The sequence below is a fragment of the Nitrospirillum goiasense genome (assembly GCF_034427435.1).
Lineage (GTDB): Bacteria > Pseudomonadota > Alphaproteobacteria > Azospirillales > Azospirillaceae > Nitrospirillum.
In genome coordinates, this window is sequence record NZ_JAXQNP010000002.1 from 203,168 (window position 1) to 223,435 (window position 20,268).

At 68.9% G+C, this 20,268-nt stretch carries 19 protein-coding genes; 9 read left to right on the top strand and 10 right to left on the bottom strand.

Annotated features, from left to right (window positions below):
* Positions 1–172: 172 nt before the first annotated feature.
* Positions 173–976, bottom strand: a complete 804-nt coding sequence (locus tag ULB03_RS03290; RefSeq protein ID WP_322481870.1) for an aminotransferase class IV — start codon at positions 974–976, stop codon at positions 173–175.
* Entirely contained in the window at positions 973–2,505 is a 1,533-nt protein-coding gene (gene pabB, locus ULB03_RS03295) for an aminodeoxychorismate synthase component I (protein ID WP_322481871.1), read from the bottom strand. The genes ULB03_RS03290 and pabB overlap by 4 nt, the downstream gene beginning before the upstream one ends.
* A 186-nt stretch (positions 2,506–2,691) precedes the next feature.
* On the opposite strand from pabB, the gene sppA reads away from it, so the two are divergent.
* Positions 2,692–4,494 carry a signal peptide peptidase SppA gene (gene sppA / locus ULB03_RS03300; protein ID WP_322481872.1) on the top strand — a complete coding sequence of 601 codons (1,803 nt, stop codon included), beginning with the start codon at positions 2,692–2,694 and terminating at the stop codon, positions 4,492–4,494.
* Between the two features lie 133 nt (positions 4,495–4,627).
* Positions 4,628–5,734, top strand: coding sequence for a TerC family protein (locus tag ULB03_RS03305; protein WP_322481873.1), 1,107 nt, complete (start codon positions 4,628–4,630; stop codon positions 5,732–5,734).
* 131 nt (positions 5,735–5,865) lie between these two features.
* Here the strand turns inward: ULB03_RS03305 and ULB03_RS03310 are convergent, their stop codons facing one another.
* The 8 genes from ULB03_RS03310 to wrbA form a co-directional block, all read right to left on the bottom strand.
* The gene (locus ULB03_RS03310; RefSeq protein ID WP_322481874.1) at positions 5,866–6,636 is read right to left on the bottom strand and encodes a TlyA family RNA methyltransferase; all 771 of its coding nucleotides are present in this window, start codon (positions 6,634–6,636) and stop codon (positions 5,866–5,868) included.
* The gene (gene dxs, locus ULB03_RS03315; protein ID WP_322481875.1) at positions 6,636–8,552 is read right to left on the bottom strand and encodes a 1-deoxy-D-xylulose-5-phosphate synthase; all 1,917 of its coding nucleotides are present in this window, start codon (positions 8,550–8,552) and stop codon (positions 6,636–6,638) included. Before dxs ends, ULB03_RS03310 begins: the two co-directional genes overlap by 1 nt.
* Before the next feature lie 26 nt (positions 8,553–8,578).
* Positions 8,579–9,478, bottom strand: coding sequence for a polyprenyl synthetase family protein (locus tag ULB03_RS03320; RefSeq protein ID WP_322481876.1), 900 nt, complete (start codon positions 9,476–9,478; stop codon positions 8,579–8,581).
* 31 nt (positions 9,479–9,509) lie between these two features.
* Positions 9,510–9,761, bottom strand: coding sequence for an exodeoxyribonuclease VII small subunit (locus tag ULB03_RS03325; RefSeq protein ID WP_145613231.1), 252 nt, complete (start codon positions 9,759–9,761; stop codon positions 9,510–9,512).
* A gap of 202 nt (positions 9,762–9,963) precedes the next feature.
* Complete coding sequence (locus ULB03_RS03330; RefSeq protein WP_322481877.1) at positions 9,964–10,893, bottom strand: histone deacetylase family protein; 930 nt, start codon at positions 10,891–10,893, stop codon at positions 9,964–9,966.
* Between the two features lie 116 nt (positions 10,894–11,009).
* Positions 11,010–11,237, bottom strand: coding sequence for a sulfurtransferase TusA family protein (locus tag ULB03_RS03335; RefSeq protein ID WP_322481878.1), 228 nt, complete (start codon positions 11,235–11,237; stop codon positions 11,010–11,012).
* A complete protein-coding gene (locus ULB03_RS03340; protein WP_322481879.1) occupies positions 11,234–11,635 on the bottom strand; it encodes a DUF423 domain-containing protein in 402 nt (133 codons plus the stop codon). Before ULB03_RS03340 ends, ULB03_RS03335 begins: the two co-directional genes overlap by 4 nt.
* A 301-nt stretch (positions 11,636–11,936) precedes the next feature.
* On the bottom strand, positions 11,937–12,539 hold the full coding sequence (gene wrbA, locus ULB03_RS03345) for an NAD(P)H:quinone oxidoreductase (RefSeq protein ID WP_322481880.1): 603 nt from the start codon (positions 12,537–12,539) through the stop codon (positions 11,937–11,939).
* A 166-nt stretch (positions 12,540–12,705) separates the two neighbouring features.
* Here wrbA and ULB03_RS03350 point away from each other — a divergent pair, with 166 nt between their 5' ends.
* From ULB03_RS03350 to sufU, 7 genes are all read left to right on the top strand, one after another.
* On the top strand, positions 12,706–13,668 hold the full coding sequence (locus tag ULB03_RS03350) for a LysR family transcriptional regulator (RefSeq protein ID WP_322481881.1): 963 nt from the start codon (positions 12,706–12,708) through the stop codon (positions 13,666–13,668).
* Between the two features lie 667 nt (positions 13,669–14,335).
* Positions 14,336–14,803 carry an SUF system Fe-S cluster assembly regulator gene (locus ULB03_RS03355; RefSeq protein WP_322481882.1) on the top strand — a complete coding sequence of 156 codons (468 nt, stop codon included), beginning with the start codon at positions 14,336–14,338 and terminating at the stop codon, positions 14,801–14,803.
* A gap of 20 nt (positions 14,804–14,823) precedes the next feature.
* Positions 14,824–16,308, top strand: a complete 1,485-nt coding sequence (gene sufB, locus ULB03_RS03360) for a Fe-S cluster assembly protein SufB (protein ID WP_322481883.1) — start codon at positions 14,824–14,826, stop codon at positions 16,306–16,308.
* Between the two features lie 62 nt (positions 16,309–16,370).
* A complete protein-coding gene (gene sufC, locus ULB03_RS03365) occupies positions 16,371–17,123 on the top strand; it encodes a Fe-S cluster assembly ATPase SufC (RefSeq protein ID WP_322481884.1) in 753 nt (250 codons plus the stop codon).
* Positions 17,124–17,135: 12 nt separating this feature from the next.
* Positions 17,136–18,527, top strand: a complete 1,392-nt coding sequence (gene sufD, locus ULB03_RS03370; protein ID WP_322481885.1) for a Fe-S cluster assembly protein SufD — start codon at positions 17,136–17,138, stop codon at positions 18,525–18,527.
* Between the two features lie 4 nt (positions 18,528–18,531).
* Positions 18,532–19,797 (top strand): cysteine desulfurase, encoded by a 1,266-nt coding sequence (locus tag ULB03_RS03375; protein ID WP_322481886.1) that lies wholly within the window; start codon positions 18,532–18,534, stop codon positions 19,795–19,797.
* Positions 19,797–20,267 carry a Fe-S cluster assembly sulfur transfer protein SufU gene (gene sufU, locus ULB03_RS03380; protein WP_322481887.1) on the top strand — a complete coding sequence of 157 codons (471 nt, stop codon included), beginning with the start codon at positions 19,797–19,799 and terminating at the stop codon, positions 20,265–20,267. The genes ULB03_RS03375 and sufU overlap by 1 nt, the downstream gene beginning before the upstream one ends.
* Position 20,268 lies beyond the last annotated feature (1 nt).

Sequence of the window (20,268 nt, forward strand, 5' to 3'; positions counted from 1 at the left end):
CCGCCAAATAGGAAAATTAAATTAATAACAATTCATTAGCCAATAATCCGCCGCTCAGCGGAAAGTGGAGGACGATGATACCTCCGGCCGGGCTACCCCGGTTGACGCATCGCGCATCGAGCCTTAGGGATAGGTTGGGCGGTTATCATTGCGTTGATACATGCAAAACGCATCACGTCTGGCTCAGGGCCGCGTCAGCGACGGGGCCGGGCCGCCCTTCCCCCACAGCCTGGCCGTCCACGGCCGTCACGGGCCGCACCATGAGGCTGGAGGTCAGGAACAGTTCCGTCGCCCGCCCGAGATCCGACGGTGTCAGAACCCGCTCCTCCCCGCCCAAGGCGGCCAGGACGGCGGCGCGGCGCGTGCCGGGCAAGGCGCCGGACGCCAAGGGCGGCGTCACCAGGGCCCCGTCCAGCACCGCGAACAGGGTGGCGGCGCTGGCGCAGACCACATGCCCGACGGTGTTCAGCAGCAGCGCGTCATCGGCACCCCGCGCCACCGCCTCGTTGCGGGACAGGATCTGGTCCAGGTAGGCGAGGCTCTTGATCCCGCTGAGGGGGGAGTGCTCATTGCGGCGGGTGACGGTGGCGACCAAGACACGGGCGGGGGCCAACGCCGGCCCGGACGGTGCGGCCGTCACCAGGACGGTGGGCGTGGGCGTCGCCGGACGCGGCAGCCCCCGGGCGCCCGATCCTGCGCTGACCGTCAGCCGCAACGCGCCGTCCACCAGACCGTTGGCGGCAGCCGTGTCGGCCAGCGCCGCCGCCAGGGTGGCGGCCGGCGGCAAGGGCAGCCCCAGCACGGCGGCGCCCCGGGCCAGGCGGGCCAGATGCGCCTCCAGGCGCACGACGGCCCCGCCCCGCCAGCGCAGCGTCTCGAACACCCCGTCGCCCAGCAGGAAGCCCCGGTCGCTGACGGCGACGCCCGCAGCCTCGGCCGCTTGCAGGCCGCCGTTCAGCCAGACCAGGCCGCTCATGCCGCCGCACTCCCCTGCGTGGGACAGGGCGGCCAGGCCATGTCCGGATCCAGCGCCGTCAGCAGCGCGCGGGCCTTGACCAGGCTTTCCTCGTACTCCGCCGCCGGGTCGCTGTCGGCGACAATGCCGCCGCCGGCCTGCACCACCACGTCGTCACCGGCCACGGCCAGGGTGCGGATGATGATGCTGCTGTCCATGGCGCCGTCCCATCCCAGCCAGAGGACGGAGCCGCAATAGGGACCGCGCCGCGCCGGCTCCAGCTCATGGATGATCTCCATGGCGCGGATCTTGGGGGCCCCGGTGATGGAGCCTCCCGGGAACGTGGCGCGCAGCAGGTCGATGGCACCCTGGCCGGCGGCCAACCGGGCCGTGACCACGCTGACCAGGTGGTGGACGGTGCGGTAGCTTTCCAGGCCGCACAGCGTGGGCACGGCGACCGATCCCACGGCCGACACCCGCGACAGGTCGTTGCGCATGAGGTCGACGATCATCAGGTTTTCCGCCCTGTCCTTGGCGGATCCCAGCAACTCGGCCGCCAGAGCGGCGTCACGGACGGGGTCGGCGTCGCGGGGACGCGTACCCTTGATGGGCCGTGTCTCCACCGCGCCCGCCGCATCGACGGCCAGGAAGCGTTCCGGCGATACGGACACGATGGCCCGGCGGCCTCCCGCCCCGTCGGCCCCCAGGTCGGGGGGGCCCAGGTCGGGGGGCCCCAGGTCCAGCAGGGCGGAGTACGGGGCCGCCGCCCGGGCGCGGACGCGGGTGTAGAGGTCCAGCGGCGTCACCCCCGGCGCCAACCGGGCCAGGAAGCGCTGTGTGATGTTGGCCTGGTAGATGTCACCGGCGGCGATGTAGTCGACCGTGCGGGCCACGGCGGCCTCATGCGCCGCGCGGCTCCACCCCGCGCGCCAACCGGGGGCCGCCAGGCAGGTCCCGGCCCTGGGCGTGGGCACCGACGGCGGGATCGCCCCCAGCAGACCCGCCCAGTGCCGCGCCCCCTCCTCCGCCCGCCGCCGGCGGGTTCGGGCATCCCGCTCCGGCAGGCCGGAAGACAGCACCCAGGCGCGGCCCTCGGCATGGTCGATGGCGACGACGCGGTCATAGAAGCCGACCGCCATGTCCGGCAAATCCACACCCTCCTCGCGGGGGGATGGCAGCGTCTCCAACTGGCCGCCCAGCTCATAGCCCAGGAAGCCGACCGCGCCGCCCCGGAAAGGGGGCAGGCCGGCAGGTCCGGCGGCGGCATCCAGCGCCTCCCGCCCCGCCTTCAGCAACGTGGCCAGAATTTCCAGGGCGTCGCCCGGCACAGGACGGCCGTCCACAGTGACGGTGCCGCCCGCGCACTCCACCCAGGCATGGGGCTCGGCCCCAACATAGCTGTAGCGGGCGCGGGCCGGGTCGGCGGCCCCCCCGTCCAGCAGGAAGGGCCGATTCAGGCCGCCCAACCGGGCATAGACCGCCACCGGGTCGGCCAGGGGAATTTCCAGGGCGACGATGCCGCCGGGCAGCGCGGGATCATAGGATGTCATGGTGGCCGGACCTTACCCCGTCGCCCCCGCTTCGCCAACGGCGGTTCAGCCGAAAGGCATGGATGAAAGGACTGGGGCGAAAGGAAAGGGTCCGCTTAGCCGGCCCTACCGCCCGGCCGCCTTGGCAAGGCTCACGCGCTGTGGTGGTATGGCCTCTGGATTTTACGGCTTCCAGGAACCGCGTCCATGCGTTTCATCGTTCGTCTGTTCGCCCTTATCGGCCTGTTCGGCGTCCTGCTGACGGCGGGGCTGATCCTGCTGGCCATCAAGGCGAAGGACAAGCAGCCCACCCTGCCCCAGTCCGTGGTGCTGGAGTTCAACTTCGAGCGGCCCCTGCCCGAGGCGCCGGGCGAGGACGGCTGGTCCAGCCTGATCGCCAGCCGCCACGGCAGCGTGCGTGAGGTCATCGACGCGCTGGAGCAAGCCAGCCGCGACCCCAAGGTCAAGGGCCTGGTGGCCAAGGTCGGCAACGCCAGCCAGGGCATCGGCACCACCCAGGAACTGCGGGACGCCATCGCGCGCTTCCGCGCCACCGGCCGATTCGCCTATGTCCACGCGGAAAGCTACGGCGACGGCGGCAGCGGCATGAGCCCCTATTACCTGGCCAGCGCCTTCGACCAGGTCTGGCTGCAGCCCGTGGGCACGGTGGGCATCACCGGCGTCGCCGTCACCCAGACCTTCTTCCGCGGCGCCCTGGACAGCATCGGCATCCAGCCACAGATCTCCAAGCGCGCCGACTACAAGACCGCGGCCGAAACCTTCGCCGAGAAGCAGGCCACCCCGGCCAACCGCGAGATGACGGAAAGCCTGGCCGGCGACCTGTACGACCAGATGGTGCTGGGCATCGCGGACAGCCGCCACCTGAACCCCGACGCGGTCAAGGCCGCCATCGACCACGCCCCCCTGCTGGACAGCGAGGCGCTGGCGTCCAAGCTGGTAGACAAGCTGGGCTATTTCGATGAGGTGGAAACCGCCGCCAAGGAACGGGCCGGCGGCAAGGCGGCCGGCGCCGACACGGTGGACCTGCTGACCTATGGCAAGATCGCCGGTTCCGCCTTCCAGGACGGCCCCACCGTCGCCCTGATCGTGGGCGAGGGTGAGATCGTGCGCGGCGGCAAGGGCGGTGGCGGCTTCAGCGATGAGCCCTCCTTCGCCGCCAACCGCATCGCCGACGCCTTCGACACCGCCATCGACCAGCCCAACGTCAAGGCCATCCTGTTCCGGGTCAACAGCCCGGGCGGCAGCCCCGTGGGCTCCGAAACCGTGCGCCATGCCGTGGACCGGGCGCGCAAGGCCGGCAAGCCGGTGGTCATCTCCATGGGTGACGTGGCCGGGTCCGGCGGCTATTGGGTGGCCATGGACGCGGACCGCATCGTCGCCCTGCCGGGCACCCTGACCGGGTCCATCGGCGTGCTGGGCGGCAAGTTCGTGGCCAAGGGCCTGGCCGATAAGCTGGGCGTGGGTGTGGACCAGGTGTCGCGCGGCGCCAACGCCACGATCTGGAGCCCGGCCAGCCCCTACACCGACAGCGAGGCCGCCCGCCAGGACGCCATGCTGGACGCCATCTACACCCAGTTCACCGACGGCGTGGCCAAGGGCCGCAAGCTGGACATCGAGAAGGTGCGCCAGTTGGCCAAGGGCCGCGTCTACACCGGCCGCCAGGCCAAGGACCTGGGCCTGGTGGACGCCCTGGGCGGCTACGACATCGCCCTGCAGCAGGTGCGCCAGGTGGCGGGCATCCCCAGCAACGCCAACCTGCACATCGTCCAGTTCCCCAAGCCCAAGACCGGCTACGAACTGGTGATGGACCTGTTCAACGGCAACGCGGCGGCGGAAATGGCCAGCGTGGCCGAGGCGCGCGGGGCGGAAAAGGTGCTGGCCGACTACGGCCCCCTGCTGGACATGGCCCAGCCCATCGTCCGCGCGGCCAAGCGCCAGGAGCAGGTGCTGATGATGCCGGACCTCAGCGTCAACAGCCCGGTGCGCTGACGGGTGACGAAGCGAAACCCCCGGCCCGGTCCCACCGGCCGGGGGCTTTTTCTGTTGAATTCGCGCGACTTGCCCTGGCAGGTGCGGCAAATCGTCCCTATCTCACAGGCTCACAACGAACAGGCCCCCACTGATGGACTTCCTTGCCGATCCCGGCATCTGGCTCGGGCTGCTGACCCTGGTCTCCCTCGAGGTCGTCCTCGGCATCGACAATCTGGTCTTCATCGCCATCGTCGCCGACAAGCTGCCGGCGGAACAGCGCAACCGCGTGCGCCTGGTGGGGCTGTCGCTGGCGCTGATCATGCGCCTGCTGCTGCTGTTCTCCATTTCCTGGATCGTGACGCTGACCCAGCCGCTGTTCAGCGTCGCCGGCTTCCCGCTTTCGGGCCGCGACCTCATCCTGGTCCTGGGCGGCGCCTTCCTGTTGGCCAAGGGCACGATGGAGCTGCATGAGCGGCTGGAGGGTGGCGCGGCGCACCATGGTCCCAAGGCCGGCACGGCCGCCAACGCCTTCTGGCGCGCGGTGGTGCAGATCGTGCTGCTGGACGCCGTGTTCTCGCTGGACAGCGTCATCACCGCCGTGGGCATGGTCGACGAACTGCCGGTCATGGTGGCCGCCGTCTGTATCGCCATGGTGGTCATGCTGGTGGCGTCCAAACCGCTGATGGCCTTCATCTCCCGCCATCCCACCGTCATCATCCTGGGGTTGGGATTCCTGCTGATGATTGGCTTCAGCCTGGTGGCGGAGGGCCTGGGCCTGCACATCCCCAAGGGCTATCTCTACGCCGCCATCGGCTTTTCCATCCTGATCGAGGCGGCCAACCAGATCGGCCGGCGCAAGCAGGCCAAACCCGGAATCGCCGCCGCGGGCGAGACCACCATCGCCACGGTGATGACCCCGCGCGACGCCGTGGAATGGGTGGACCTGTCGGCGGGCCAGGACGAGGTGCGCGAGGCGATCCTGGCGCTGAACCACAGCCACGTCATCCTGGGCCGCGACGGGCTGGACACCGTGCTGGGCTTCGCCGCCAGCCACGATTTGGTGAAGCGGGTGATGGCGGGGGAAATGGTCACGGGCGACGAGGCCCTGGCCCCCGTGGTGGCCCAGCCCGATCAGTCGGCACGGTCGGTGCTGGCCCTGATGCGCGACATGGGGGCGGAATTGGTGGTGGTCATGGACGCGCAAGGCCAGGTGCTGGGCGTCGCCACCCCGGCCGATGCGCTGAAGCTGGTGGTTTAAGCCCCCCAAACGCCCGGCGCTTTAGGGCGGCATTAGAGCGGAACGCGATCAGGTGTAGTCACCTGATCGCGTTCCGCTCTATCATGAACAGGTTAAGAGCGAGATGCGATCAGACATGATCGCATCTCGCTCTAATCCCGCCGGGCGCCGATCAGGAATTCCCTGTTGCCCTCAGGCCCCAGGATGGGGCTGGGGTCCACGCCCAGGACGGTCCAGCCGGGACGGGCGGACAGCCAGGCGACCACGGCGTCGCAGACCTCCTGGTGCAGTTCCGGCTCACGCACCACGCCGCCCTTGCCCACGCGGCCCTTGCCCACCTCGAACTGCGGCTTGATCAGGGCCACCAGGGCGCCGCCGGGCTGTACAAGGTCCAGGGCCGCCGGCAGCACGGTGGCGAGGCCGATGAAGCTGGCGTCGCACACCACCATGCCGATGGGGTCGGGGATGTCGGCGGCCGTCAGGTGCCGGGCGTTGGTCTTTTCCATGACCACCACGCGCGGGTCGGTGCGCAGCTTCCACGCCAACTGGCCGTGGCCGACGTCCACGGCATAGACCTTGGCGGCCCCCCGCGTCAGCAACACGTCGGTGAAGCCGCCCGTGCTGGCGCCCACGTCGATCGCGGTCACGCCTGTCGGATCGAGGCCGAAATGATCCAGGCCATGCACCAGCTTCAGCCCGCCACGCGACACCCAGGGATGATCCTGGCCCTTCAGGGTCAGGGGCTTGTCGGCGGGGATGGTCTGGCCCGGCTTGTCGATGCGCAAGGTGTCGGCATAGACCAGGCCGGCCAGCACCAGCGCCTGGGCGCGGGCGCGGCTTTCCACCAGGCCGCGTTCCACCAGGGCCTGGTCGACACGTATTTTTCCGGGCTTCTGGGCCTTCTGCGGGCTTTCTTCCGACATCAGGCGTTGGGCGTCCGCGCCGCCGCCTGGCTGCCCAGCGCCTTGATCACGGTATCGACGATGCCGTTGGCGTTGAGGCCGGCCTCTTCATACTGCTTGGCCGGGTTGTCGTGTTCCTGATAGTGGTCGGGCAGCACCATGGGGCGGAACTTCAGGCCGGCGTCGAACAGCCCCTCCTCCGCCAGGAACTGCATGACCTGGGCGCCGAAGCCGCCCACCGAGCCTTCCTCGATGGTCACCAGCACATCGTGCTCAACCGCCAGGCGGCGCACCAGTTCCTTGTCGATCGGCTTGGCGAAGCGCGCATCCGCCACCGTCGTCGACAGGCCCCGCACCGCCAGGTCCTCGGCTGCCTTCACGGCCTCAGCCAAGCGGGTGCCCAGGCTGAGGATGGCGACCGTGTTGCCCTCACGCACGATGCGGCCTTTGCCGATGGGCAGAACCTCGCCCTTCTCCGGCATCTCAACGCCCACGCCCTCGCCACGCGGATAGCGCAGCGCGATGGGGCCGGCGTCATAGGCCACGCTGGTCGCCACCATGTGCACCAGCTCCGCCTCGTCCGCCGCCGCCATCACCACCATGTTGGGCAGGCAGCACAGATAGGCCAGGTCGAAGGCGCCGGCATGCGTGGCGCCGTCCGCCCCCACCAGGCCCGCCCGGTCCATGGCGAAGCGCACCGGCAGGTTCTGGATCGACACGTCGTGCACCAGCTGGTCATAGCCGCGCTGCAGGAAGGTCGAGTAGATGGCCACGAAGGGCTTGTACCCCTCCGTCGCCATGCCGGCGGCGAAGGTCACCGCGTGCTGCTCGGCGATGCCCACGTCGAAGGTCCGCGTGGGGAAGGCCTGGCCGAACAGGTCCAGGCCCGTGCCCGACGGCATCGCCGCCGTGATCGCCACCACCTTGTCGTCGGCCTTGGCCTCCTTCATCAGGGCCTCGGCGAAGACGCGGGTGTAGGTCGGCGCGTTCGCCTTGGCCTTGGCCTGGGCGCCCGTCACCACGTCGAAGCGGCCCACCGCGTGCAACTTGTCCGCCGACGCCTCGGCCGGGGCGTAGCCCTTGCCCTTCTGCGTCACCGCGTGGATCAGCACCGGGCGGCCGTTCGGCTCGTCCCGGATGTTCTCCAGGATGGGCACCAACTGGTCCAGGTCGTGCCCGTCGATGGGCCCGACGTAGTAGAAGCCCAGCTCCTCGAACAGCGTCCCGCCCATGACCATGCCGCGGGCGTATTCCTCCACCCGCCGCGCCGCGTTCTGCAGCGGCCGGGGCAGGTGTTCCGCCACCTGGCGGCCGATGTTGCGCAGATGGCGGTACTGGCTGCTGCTGACCAGCTTGGCCAGGTAGCCCGACACGGCACCCACCGGCGGCGCGATCGACATGTCGTTGTCGTTCAGGATCACCACCAGGCGCGAGCCCAGGGCGCCGGCGTTGTTCATCGCCTCATACGCCATGCCGGCGGAGATCGACCCGTCGCCGATCACGGCGATGACGTGGTTGTTCCCGCCCGCCAGGTCGCGCGCCACCGCCATGCCCAGGCCCGCCGAGATCGACGTCGAGCTGTGCGCCGCCCCGAACGGGTCGTACTCGCTCTCCGACCGCCGGGTGAAGCCCGACAGGCCCCCGCCCTGGCGCAGGGTGCGGATGCGGTCCCGACGCCCCGTCAGGATCTTGTGCGGGTAGGCCTGGTGACCCACGTCCCAGATGATGCGGTCCGCCGGCGTGTCGAACACGTAGTGCAGCGCCACCGTCAGTTCCACCACACCCAGGCCCGCACCCAGGTGGCCACCCGTCACCGACACCGCGTCGATGGTTTCGGAGCGCAGCTCGTCCGCAACCTGGCGCAGCTGTTCAGGACGCAGCGCGCGCAAACGGTCAGGCGTCGGACACTGGTCCAACAACGGGGTCTTCGTCGCCATTCATCGGCTCCCAATCAAAACTTTTCTTAAGATCGCCGATCCACAACGAAGCGCGCCACCGCCTGCAACATCGACGCCCGGCCCTCGAAAATCTCCAGGTGGCGGGTGGCCTGGTCGGCCAGCCGGCCGGCCTGGTCGCGCGCCCGCTCCAGCCCCAGGATGGACACGAAGGTCGCCTTGCCCGCCGGCTTGTCGCGGCCCACGGACTTGCCGGTCTCAGCCTCCGTCCCTTCCACGTCCAGAAGGTCGTCGGCGATCTGGAAGGCCAGGCCCAGATCATGGGCGTAGGCCTGCAGGGCATGGAATTGCGGCGGCGAGGCGCGGCCCAGGATGGCGCCGGCGGTGGCGGAGAAGGCGATCAGCTCGCCGGTCTTCATCCGCTGCAACCGGGTGATGGCGCCGATGTCCAGGGCCTGGGTTTCCGCGATCAGGTCCAGCATTTGGCCGCCGACCATGCCGCGCGGGCCGGACGCCTTGGCCAGCGCCGACACCAGGGCGCAGCGCACGCGCGGGTCCTCATGCGTCTCGGCGTCGGTCAGCACCTCGAACGCCGCGGTCAGCAGGGCGTCGCCCGCCAGAATGGCGGTGGCCTCGTCGAACTCCCGGTGCACGGTGGGCCGGCCCCGGCGCAGGCTGGCGTCATCCATGGCCGGCAGGTCGTCATGGATCAGGGAATAGCAGTGGACGAACTCCACCGCCGCCGCCACCCGCAGGGCGCAGGCCGGGCTGACGCCAAACAGGCGGGCGCTTTCCATGACCAGGAAGGGCCGCAGCCGCTTGCCCCCGCCCAGGCAGCCATAGCGCATGGCCTCATACAGCTTGGCTTCCGCCATGCTGCTGCGGGGCAGCAGGATGTCGATGGCGGTTTCCACCTGTTCGACGGTGTCCGCCATGGCGACGGTAAGGGTTTTGGGCAGGCTGGGCATCAGGGCACACTCGGGGCGAAAGGGTACGGGCTTAATCGATGCGGGCCGGCTCCATGCCCACCGTTCCGTCGCCGCCCAGGGTGATGCGGTCGACCTTTTCCTGCGCCTCCCGCAGCTTGCCCTCGCAATGGCGCTTCAGCAGGGTGCCGCGCTCATAAAATCCGATGGCGTCGTCCAGCTTGGCCTTGCCGTCCTCCAGCTGGCGCACGATACGCTCCAACTCACCCAAGGCGTCCTCGAAGCTCATGGCCTTGATATCGGCCGGCAAGGTCAGTTCGGTCATGAAGGGTCCACTATCAACGCGGGGAAACACAGGCAACGCGGGGAGACAGGCCGACGCGCGCGGGGGCGCGTCCAATATCACACGCAGGCGACTGTAGGACCGGGCGGCACCCGCCCGCAAGCACCGTGGCCGGGAGGCTGTCCTACCATGGGCGGTGGGCCAGTGTCCCGACGCCCGGTGGGCCAATGTCCCAAGGCCCGTTTCAAACCTCCATCAGCGTCCCCACATGGGCGGCGACGCACGACGCCAGCGCCATCGGATCATAGCCCCCTTCCAGGGTGGAGACCAAGCGGCCCTGGCAATGGCGGGCGGCCACCGCCGCGATCTCCGCCGTTATCCAGGCGAAATCATCCTCCACCAGCCCCAGGTCGGCCAAGGGGTCGGCGCGATGGGCGTCGAAACCCGCGGAAATGAAGATAAGTTCCGGCGCGAAAGCGTCCAGGGCCGGCAGCAGGCGCGTTTTCATGCCCTCGCGGAACTCCGCCCCGGTGGAGCCGGCCCGCAGCAGCACGTTCACCACCGTCCCGTAATCGCCCGTGTCGCCCAGCGCGCCGGTGCCGGGATAGAGCGGCCATTCGTGGGTGGAGCCGTAGAACAGGTCGGGGTCGTGCTCCGCCAGGGTCTGGCTGCCGTTGCCGTGGTGGACGTCGAAGTCGACGATGGCCACCCGGCGCAGGCCATGGGCGAAGCGGGCATGCTCCGCCCCCACGCCGACATTGTTGAACAGGCAGAAGCCCATGGATTGGCCGGGTTCGGCATGGTGCCCCGGCGGGCGGACGGCGCAGAAGGCGTTGCGCACCTCCCCCGCCATCACGGCGTCCACGGCGGCGCAGACGGCGCCGGCGGCATGCAGCGCCGCCTCGAAGGAGCCGGGGGACAGGACCGTGTCGCCATCCAGCGACACGATGCCGGTGATGGGAATGGACGCCTGCAGGCGGGCCACCAGATCCGGCGTGTGCACCCGCTCGATCTGGTCCAGCGTGGCGCGCGGCGCCTGCCGCCGGTCCAGGTATTGGAAGCGTTCGGCATCCAGCGCGCGCAGCACGGCCGACAGGCGGGCCGGACATTCCGGATGGCCCGGCCCCGTCTCATGTTCCAGGCAGGACCAATGGGTGAACAACGCCGTCGCCATGGTGACCGTTTCCTCGCATGCCCGCTTATTTATTGCCCGCATCATCACCGATGCGGCGGACCGGCCGCCAGTGTCTAACCGGCGTCCTAACCCTAGAATGATCCAAATCAGACGGGTTAAGCCCGGCGTATCGTGAAGGTCAGCACCCCGTCCGCCTCATCCACCGCCACCAGGGCATGGCCGGCGGACTGGCAAAAGGCGGGTACGTCCCGGCGCGCGGCCTGGTCGGTGGCCAGCACGGTTAGGACAGCCCCCGGCGCCATGGACATCAACGCCTTTCGCGCCCGCAGGACCGGCAGGGGACAGACCAAACCCTTGGCATCCAAACTGCGATCCCCGCTCATCGCGGGGCCTTCAGCGCGGCGGCGGCCAGGAACAGCCAGCCCAGGATGAAGCTCATGCCGCCCACCGGCGCCACCGCGCCCAGCGCGCTGGGGCCCCACCAGCCCAGGCCATAGAGCGCGCCGCCGAACAGCACGCAACCCAGCAGGAACAGCCAACCCGCCAGCGCCACCAGCCGCCGGTGCAGCCTGTGGCCGCCCAGCGCCGCCGCCACGGTCACCCCCGCGTGCATCAGTTGGTATTGACTGGCCGTCTGCCACAGCCCGACGGCGTGGGCGTCGCGCACGGCACCCAGGCCGTGGACGGCATAGGCGCCGGCCGCCACGGCCAGCGCGCCGATGATCCCGGCGACCACCACCCGCAGCCGGGCATCCCCCATCAACGCGTCCTGTGCGGGCATTCCCCACCCCTTCGTCTTCAACAGCGTGGGCAGGATATGAGACGACGACGCCGGAACCGCAAGCGTTCCCGGAAAATGCGAACGGGCCGCCCCTGGGAAGGGACGGCCCGTAGGCTGGACATCTGAACCCCATCGCCGGCATGAGGCTCCAGCCTCGTGCCGGTGTAGGCTGCGACCGCAGCCGCCGGAAGTTCCGGGGAGCGGCAGCGGACCGGAAACTGAGGAAGCCAAGTCCGCGGATGCGGACGCCCGGCGCTTGAGAGAGCCTTTGATCAACCAGATCAAAGGCTACTCAAAAACATCAGCCGGCCAGCTTGGCGGCGATCTTGGCCACGTGGGCGCCCTGGAAGCGGGCGCCGGCCAGCTCGTTCTCGCTAGGCTGGCGCGAGCCGTCGCCGTTGGCGATGGTGGTGGCGCCGTAGGGGCTGCCGCCCGTCACCTGGGAATTGTCAGTCTGGCCCTGGAAGCTGTAGGGCAGGCCCACCACCACCATGCCCTGGTGCAGCAGCGTGGTGTGGAAGGACAGGATCGTGCTTTCCTGGCCGCCGTGCTGGGTGGCGGAGGAAGCGAAGACGCTGCCCACCTTGCCGATCAGCGCGCCCTTGAACCAGAGGCCGCCCGTCTGGTCCAGGAAGTTGCGCATCTGCGAGGCCATCATGCCGAAGCGGGTGGGGGTGCCGAAGATGATGGCGTCGTACTGCGGCAGCTCATCCACCGTGGCGATGGGCGCCTCCTGGTCCAGCTTGATGCCGGCCTTCTGCGCGACCTCGGCCGGAACCAGCTCCGGCACGCGCTTCACCACCACCTCGGTGCCGGGCACGGACGCGGCACCTTCGGCCACGGCCTTGGCCATCGTCTCGATATGGCCGTAGCTGCTGTAGTAGAGGACGAGGACCTTGGCCATTGCCATCTCCATCAAACGGTTAAGCCGGCGTTGGTGCGGGGTGCGGCGCACGGCGTTGCGATGAACGAACCATACCCGCGTTCCCCGTTGCGGATAATCAGGCGACTGGGCATAAAATTGTTCCACCTTCCGCAACAATTCTGGCACAGCCCGCGAGAGGCCTGACATGGACCGCCTGGACGACATGGCCCTGTTCGCCCGGGTGGCGGAAACACGCAGCTTCACGGTTGCGGCGGCCAAGCTGGGCCTGTCCCGCTCCGCCGCCAGCCGGCGCATGACGGACCTGGAAGCGCGGCTGGGCGCCCGGCTGCTGAACCGCACCACGCGGCGCATCAGCCTGACCGAGGCGGGGGAGACCTACCTAGCCCGCGTGCAGCAGATCCTGGCCGACGTGGACGACGCCGACCGCTCCGTCGCCAGCCTGCACGCCGCCCCGCGCGGCCTGCTGAAGGTGGCGGCCCCCATGAGTTTCGGCATGCAGCACCTGGCGCCCGCCATCGCCGACTTCCTGTCCGCCTTCCCGGAGATCGAGGTGGAGATGGATTTGAACGACCGCTTCGTCGACCTAGTGGACGAGGGGTATGACGTCGCGGTGCGCATCGGGCAATTGAAGGACAGCACCCTGGTGGCCCGGCGCCTCTGCCCCGCCCGGCTGGTGCACGCCGCCAGCCCCGCCTATCTGACCCGGCGCGGCGTGCCCCGCGCGCCGGAGGATTTGGCCCAGCACGATTGCCTTATCTACACCAACCTGCCGCAGGGGGCGCTGTGGCCGTTCCGCGTCACGCCCTTGACCCCCGGGGCGCCGCGCGGCGGCAACCACGACCCGGACGCCGCCACCCGCCTGGTGAAGGTCAACTCCCGCCTGCGCGCCAACAACGGCGACGTGCTGCTGCAGGCGGCCTGCGCCGGCGTCGGCATCGTCGCCCTGCCCACCTTCATCTGCGGCAAGGCCCTGGCGGAGGGTAAGGTGGTCCCCATCCTGCAGGAATGGGCGGTGACGCGCAGCGCCATCAACGCCGTCTTCCCCGCCAACCGCCACCTCTCGTCCAAGGTCCGCGTCTTCGTCGACTTCCTGGCCGACCGCTTCGGCCCCAACCCCTATTGGGACGTGGGCCTGAAGTTGGGGTGACCCCCGAGCAAGCGCACCCCGCCCAAACGGAGCGAAGCGACAAGCCCGCGACCGCGGGCGCCGGACCTTTTCGGGGAGCGTAGCGGACTGAAAAGGGAGGATAATGCCATGTGTGGACGGCCCCGCCGGCGCCCGAGGCAACCCAAAAACCCACAATTAAAAACGGCGGATCAGGTTTGGGCCCCTGGAGGCATCCATCCTGGTCCGCCGTTTTTTCTCAGTCGGATGGGCAAAAGCCTCGAAACCGCATCCAGGGCGGCCGCTTTGCCGCGATAGATCCGACCGTGTTTCCGGACGTCCCACCATGCCGGGGGTTTCGTTCGGTTCAAAGCGCGGGCTATGCCGCCCGCCTCCTGAAACAAAGCCTGCGCCCAGGTGCGGCCCAGGTCAAACGCCGTTCCGGCATGCCGCGGCGCGGTGCGCGCCCGCCCAGGTCATACCGGGTTAACAGTCCCCCCTCTGCCCCCTTGACCTTTGTCATGAGAGCTACCCCCAGCCGCGAACCCGCAATTGCTGCAACCCGCCCATCCGGGCGGTTCATGTGCCGCAAAACATCCCCGCTTGACATGGAAAGGGGAGAGGTTACTTAAAGGGTACTGATTTGGTCCGGATTGCCGGGCCGAGTTTTCAACGGGCGCAGGCCCGCAGGCACAGGACCCCAAAGCACGTGATCCGGCTGAGCAAATTGACGGACTACGCCGTCGTGGTGATGACCGCGATGATGCAGGGGGATGGCGGCCCGCATACCGCCGTCTCGCTGGCGGAGCGTACCGGCCTGCCGGCCCCCACCGTGTCCAAGATCCTGAAGCTGCTGGCCCGTGACGGCCTGATGGCCTCGCACCGGGGGGCCGCTGGCGGTTACCGCCTGGCGCGCGCGCCGGACGCCATCAACGTCGCCCAGATCATCGCCGCCATCGACGGCCCCATCGCCCTGACCGACTGTGTCGAGGGGGCGCCCGGGGCCTGCGGGGTGGAGAGCCTGTGCCCCCGCCGGGGCAACTGGGACCGGGTGAACCGTGCCGTCCGCGGCGCGCTGGAGGGCGTCAGCCTGGCCGACATGGCCCGGCCGATGTTCCACGACCCCGTCCTGCCCAAGACGGCACCGGCCCTGCCGGCCGCCGCCGACGCTATTTGATTTCGAGGAAGAGCGAAGACATGGCCGCCACCGAACAGACCGTCGAACAGGTCCGCGCCGTCACGGAGCAGAAGTACAAGTACGGCTTCACGACCGAGATCGAGTCCGACCTGGCGCCCAAGGGCCTGAACGAGGACATCGTCCGCTTCATCTCCGCCAAGAAGGGGGAGCCGGAGTGGCTGCTGGAATGGCGCCTGCAAGCCTATCGCCACTGGCTGACGATGGAGGAGCCGACCTGGGCCATGGTCGACTTCCCCAAGATCGACTACCAGGACAGCCATTATTACGCGGCGCCGAAGGCCGCCAAGGACAAGCCCAAGTCCCTGGACGAGGTCGATCCCGAGCTGCTGGCCACCTATGAGAAGCTGGGCATCCCGCTGAAGGAACAGGCTATCCTGGCCGGTGTCGAGGGCGCCGGCGACATGCCGGCCGTGGCGGTGGACGCCGTGTTCGACAGCGTGTCGGTCGCCACCACCTTCAAGAAGAAGCTGGAGGAGAAGGGCATCATCTTCTGCTCCATCTCGGAAGCCATCCGCGAGCATCCGGAGCTGGTGCGCAAGTACATGGGCTCCGTCGTGCCCTATTCCGACAACTACTACGCCACGCTGAACTGTGCCGTGTTCACCGATGGGTCGTTCGTCTACATCCCCAAGGGCGTGCGCTGCCCCATGGAGCTGTCGACCTACTTCCGCATCAACGCCTCCAACACCGGGCAGTTCGAGCGCACGCTGATCATCGCCGACGAGGGCAGCTACGTCAGCTACCTGGAGGGCTGCACCGCCCCCATGCGCGATGAGAACCAGCTGCACGCCGCCGTGGTGGAGCTGGTGGCCATGGATGACGCCACCATCAAGTATTCCACTGTCCAGAACTGGTATCCCGGCGATGAGAACGGCAAGGGCGGCATCTACAACTTCGTGACCAAGCGCGGCGCCTGCCGCGGCAAGAATTCCAAGATCAGCTGGACGCAGGTGGAGACGGGTTCCGCCATCACCTGGAAGTACCCGAGCTGCATCCTGCAGGGCGACAATTCGGTGGGCGAGTTCTATTCGGTCGCCATCACCAACAACTACCAGCAGGCCGACACCGGCACGAAGATGATCCACATCGGGAAGAACACCCGGTCGACCATCGTGGCCAAGGGCATCTCCGCCGGCAAGGCGCAGAGCACCTATCGCGGCCTGGTGCGCATCCTGCCCAAGGCCGAGGGCGCCCGGAACTACACCCAGTGCGACAGCCTGCTGATCGGCGACAAATGCGGGGCCCACACCGTGCCCTACATCGAAAGCCGCAACCGCACCGCCCGGGTGGAGCATGAGGCCACCACCGCCAAGATCAGCGAGGACCAGCTGTTCTATTGCCGCGCCCGCGGCCTGTCGGAAGAGGACGCCGTGGGCCTGATCGTCAACGGCTTCTGCCGGGAGGTCCTGAAGGAGCTGCCCATGGAGTTCGCGGTCGAGGCGCAGAAGCTGGTCGCCATCAGCCTGGAAGGCAGCGTGGGCTAAGGGCGCCGCAACCGTCCCGCCCCATCGCCGCACACGACATTCGGTTTCAAGGAACGTTTCAAATGCTCGAAATCCGCAACCTGCACGCCACCGTCGACGGCAAGGAAATCCTGAAGGGGATCAACCTGACCATCAACCCGGGCGAGGTGCACGCCATCATGGGCCCCAACGGCTCGGGCAAGAGCACGCTGTCCTACGTGCTGTCGGGCCGCGACGGCTATGAGGTGACCGAGGGCTCCGTGACCTTCCAGGGCAAGGACCTGCTGGCCATGGAGGCCGAGGAGCGGGCGGCGGAGGGCGTGTTCCTGGCCTTCCAGTACCCGGTGGAAATCCCCGGCGTGTCCAACACCACCTTCCTGAAGACGGCGCTGAACGCCGTGCGCAAGCACAAGGGCCTGCCCGAGCTGGACGCCATGCAGTTCCTGAAGCTGATCCGCGCCAAGGCCAAGGCCTTGAACATGAACGACGACATGATCAAGCGCGCCGTCAACGTCGGCTTCTCCGGCGGTGAGAAGAAGCGCAACGACATCCTGCAGATGGCCATGCTGGAGCCCAGCTTCGCCATCCTGGACGAAACCGACAGCGGCCTGGACATCGACGCCCTGAAGCTGGTGGCCGACGGCGTGAACAGCCTGCGCAGCGCCGAGCGCTCCATGCTGGTCATCACCCATTACCAGCGCCTGCTGTCCTACATCGTGCCGGACCACGTGCACGTCCTGGCCTACGGCAAGATCGTGCGCAGCGGCGGCAAGGAGCTGGCGCTGGAGCTGGAAGCCAAGGGCTACGCCGAATTCGGCTCGCCCGAAGCCGCCTGAGGGGTGCGTTCCATGGCCGCCATCGCCACCCTGAAAGACCTGTACGAAACCCTGAGCCCCGGCCTGCCCGGCGCCGGCGCCGCCGGCCTGGACCGGCTGCGCGCCGACGGCTATGCCCGCTTCCTGGCCGACGGCATCCCCACGCCCAAGGTCGAGGGCTGGAAGTACACCAACCTGCGCGATCTGGCCGGCGTCAGCCTGGCCCCGGCCCAAGGGACGATCGACAGCGCCGCCAACACCGACCTCGACCTGCCCAGCGTGGCGCCGGGCGAGACGCACCGCCTGGTGTTCGTGGACGGCGTATTCAACGCCGCCCTGTCCGCCGTGGGCACCCTGCCCGCAGGCGTCACCCTGGACAGCCTGCGCGGCCTGATCGAGTCCTCCCCCGCCACGGCGGCCGAGGTGCTGGAGCGCTTCCCGGCACCCAAGGCCGACACCGGCCTGCGCGTCGGCCCCAACCCCGGCCGTGGCCAGGCGCTGGGCCTGGTCGGCCTGAACGGCGCCTTCCTGGCCGAGGGGGCGGTGCTAACCGTGGGTGAGGGCGTGACGCTGGCGCAGCCGGTGGAGATCGTCTTCATCGCCACCGCCGCCGACGGCGCCTGGCACCCCCGCCTGCTGATCGACGTGGCGGCGGGCGCCACCGTGACCGTGGCCGAGCACCATGTGGCCCGGGGTGGCGGCGCCACCTTCGCCAACATCGTCAGCGGCGTGCGCGTCGGCGAGGGCGCCGTCCTGCGCCACGCCAAGTTCCAGGAGGAGGATGACGCCGCCCTGCACCTGGCCAGCGTCACCGCCACCGTGGCGGCGTCGGGCACCTATGAGACCTTCGTGCTGACCACCGGCGGCCGCCTGGCCCGCACCGACGTCCAGGTCCGCCTGGAAGGGTCGGGCGCCAGCACCCGCGTCTCCGGCGCCTATGGCGTGGATGGCAGTCGGCACGCCGACTTCACCAGCCTGATCGACCATGTCGCCGCCAACTGCACCAGCCGCGAGGTGGTGAAGGGCGTCATCGACGGCAAGGGCCGCGCCGTGTTCCAGGGCAAGATCATCGTGCGGCCGGACGCGCAGAAGACGGACGGCCACCAGCTGAACCGCGCCCTGCTGCTGTCCGACACCGCCGAGATCGACGCCAAGCCCGAGCTGGAGATCTACGCCGACGACGTGAAGTGCAGCCACGGCGCCACGGCGGGCGAGCTGGATGAGGAGGCGCTGTTCTACCTGCGCGCCCGGGGCATCCCCGCCGACACCGCCCGCGCCCTGCTGATCGCCGCCTTCCTGGACGAGGTGGCGGAGGAGATCGGCGACGACCGGCTGCGCGGCTATGCCATCGCCCGCATCCAGGACCGCATCGGCCGCCTGACGGGCATCACCGTGGACGCCACGGACCTGGCGGTAGAGGAGTGACCTCATGGACACCCGCATCTTGACCAACGCGCCGTATGACGTGGACAAGGTCCGCCAGGATTTCCCCATCCTGACGCGCCTGGTGCATGAGAAGCCGGGCCGTCCGGGCAAGCCGCTGGTCTACCTGGACAACGCCGCCAGCGCGCAGAAGCCGCGTGCCGTGATCGACGCCATGGCCCATTTCATGGCGCACGACTACAGCAACGTCCATCGCGGGGTGCACTACCTGTCCCAGGTGGCGACCAACCTGTATGAGGCGACGCGCGTCAAGACGGCCACGTTCCTGAACGCGCCCTCCCCCGACACCATCGTCTTCACCCGCAGCGCCACCGAGGCCTTCAACCTGGTGGCCAGCAGCTGGGGCGGCGCCCACCTGAAGGCGGGTGACGAGATCATCCTGAGCGTGATGGAGCATCACGCCAACATCGTGCCCTGGCAGCTGCTGCGCAGCCGCACCGGGATCGTCATCAAGGTGGCGCCGGTGCTGGACGACGGCACCCTGGACCTAGAGGCGCTGGCCCGGCTGCTGGAAAGCCCCAAGGTCAAGCTGGTGTCCATCACCCATGGCAGCAACGTGCTGGGCACGGTCACGCCGGCGGCGGAGATCGCCCGCATGGCCCACGCCGCCGGCGCCAAGGTGCTGTTCGACGGCAGCCAGGCGGCGGTGCACATGCCGGTGGACGTGCAGGCCATCGACGCCGACTTCTACATCATGACCGGGCACAAGCTGTACGGGCCCACCGGCTTCGGCGTGCTGTACAGCAAGGCCGAGGTGCTGGAGTCCATGCCCCCCTACCAGGGCGGCGGCGACATGATCCAGACCGTGACCTTCGAGGAGACCACCTTCCGCGAGGTGCCGCACCGGTTCGAGGCCGGCACGCCGCCCATCGTGGAGGGCATCGGCTTCAGCGCCGCCATCGACTATGTCACCGCCCTGGGCATGGACGCCATCCACGCCCATGAGCAGCGCCTGCTGGCCTATGCCACGGAGAAGCTGCAGGCCATCCCCGGCCTGCGCCTCATCGGCACCTCGCCCACCAAGGCCGCTATCCTGTCCTTCACCATCGAGGGCGTGCACCCGCACGACATCGGCACCCTGGTGGACCGGGCCGGCGTGGCGGTGCGGGTGGGCCGGCACTGCGCCGAGCCGCTGATGGACCGCTTCGGCGTGGGCGCCACCGCCCGCGCCAGTTTCGCCCTGTACAACACCGAGGCCGAGGCCGACGCCCTGGTGGACGCCGTGCGCGCGGTGAGGGAGTTCTTCAACTGATGTTCGACGACCTGCGCGACCTGTACCAGGAAGTGATCCTGGACCACGGCAAGAATCCCCGGAACTTCGGCAAGCCCGAGAACTTCAACCGCATGGCCCGGGGCGAGAACCCGCTGTGCGGCGACAAGATCAACGTCTACCTGTCCATCGGCCCCGACGGCCGGGTGCAAGAGGCCCACTTCGATGGCCGCGGCTGCGCCATCAGCCAGGCCAGCGCCTCGCTGATGACGGAGACGCTGAAGGGCAAGACGGAGGCGGAGGCCGAGGCGCTGTTCGGCCACTTCCACGACATGTGCACCAAGGACGACCACGAGCATACCGACCACGGCCCCCTGGACCCGGAGGCGGTGGAAAAGCTGGACGTGCTGTCGGGCGTGCGGGAATTCCCCATGCGCGTCAAGTGCGCGACCCTGGCCTGGCACACCATGCACGCCGCCCTTGAGGGCGACGAAAAGACCACGACGGAGTAAG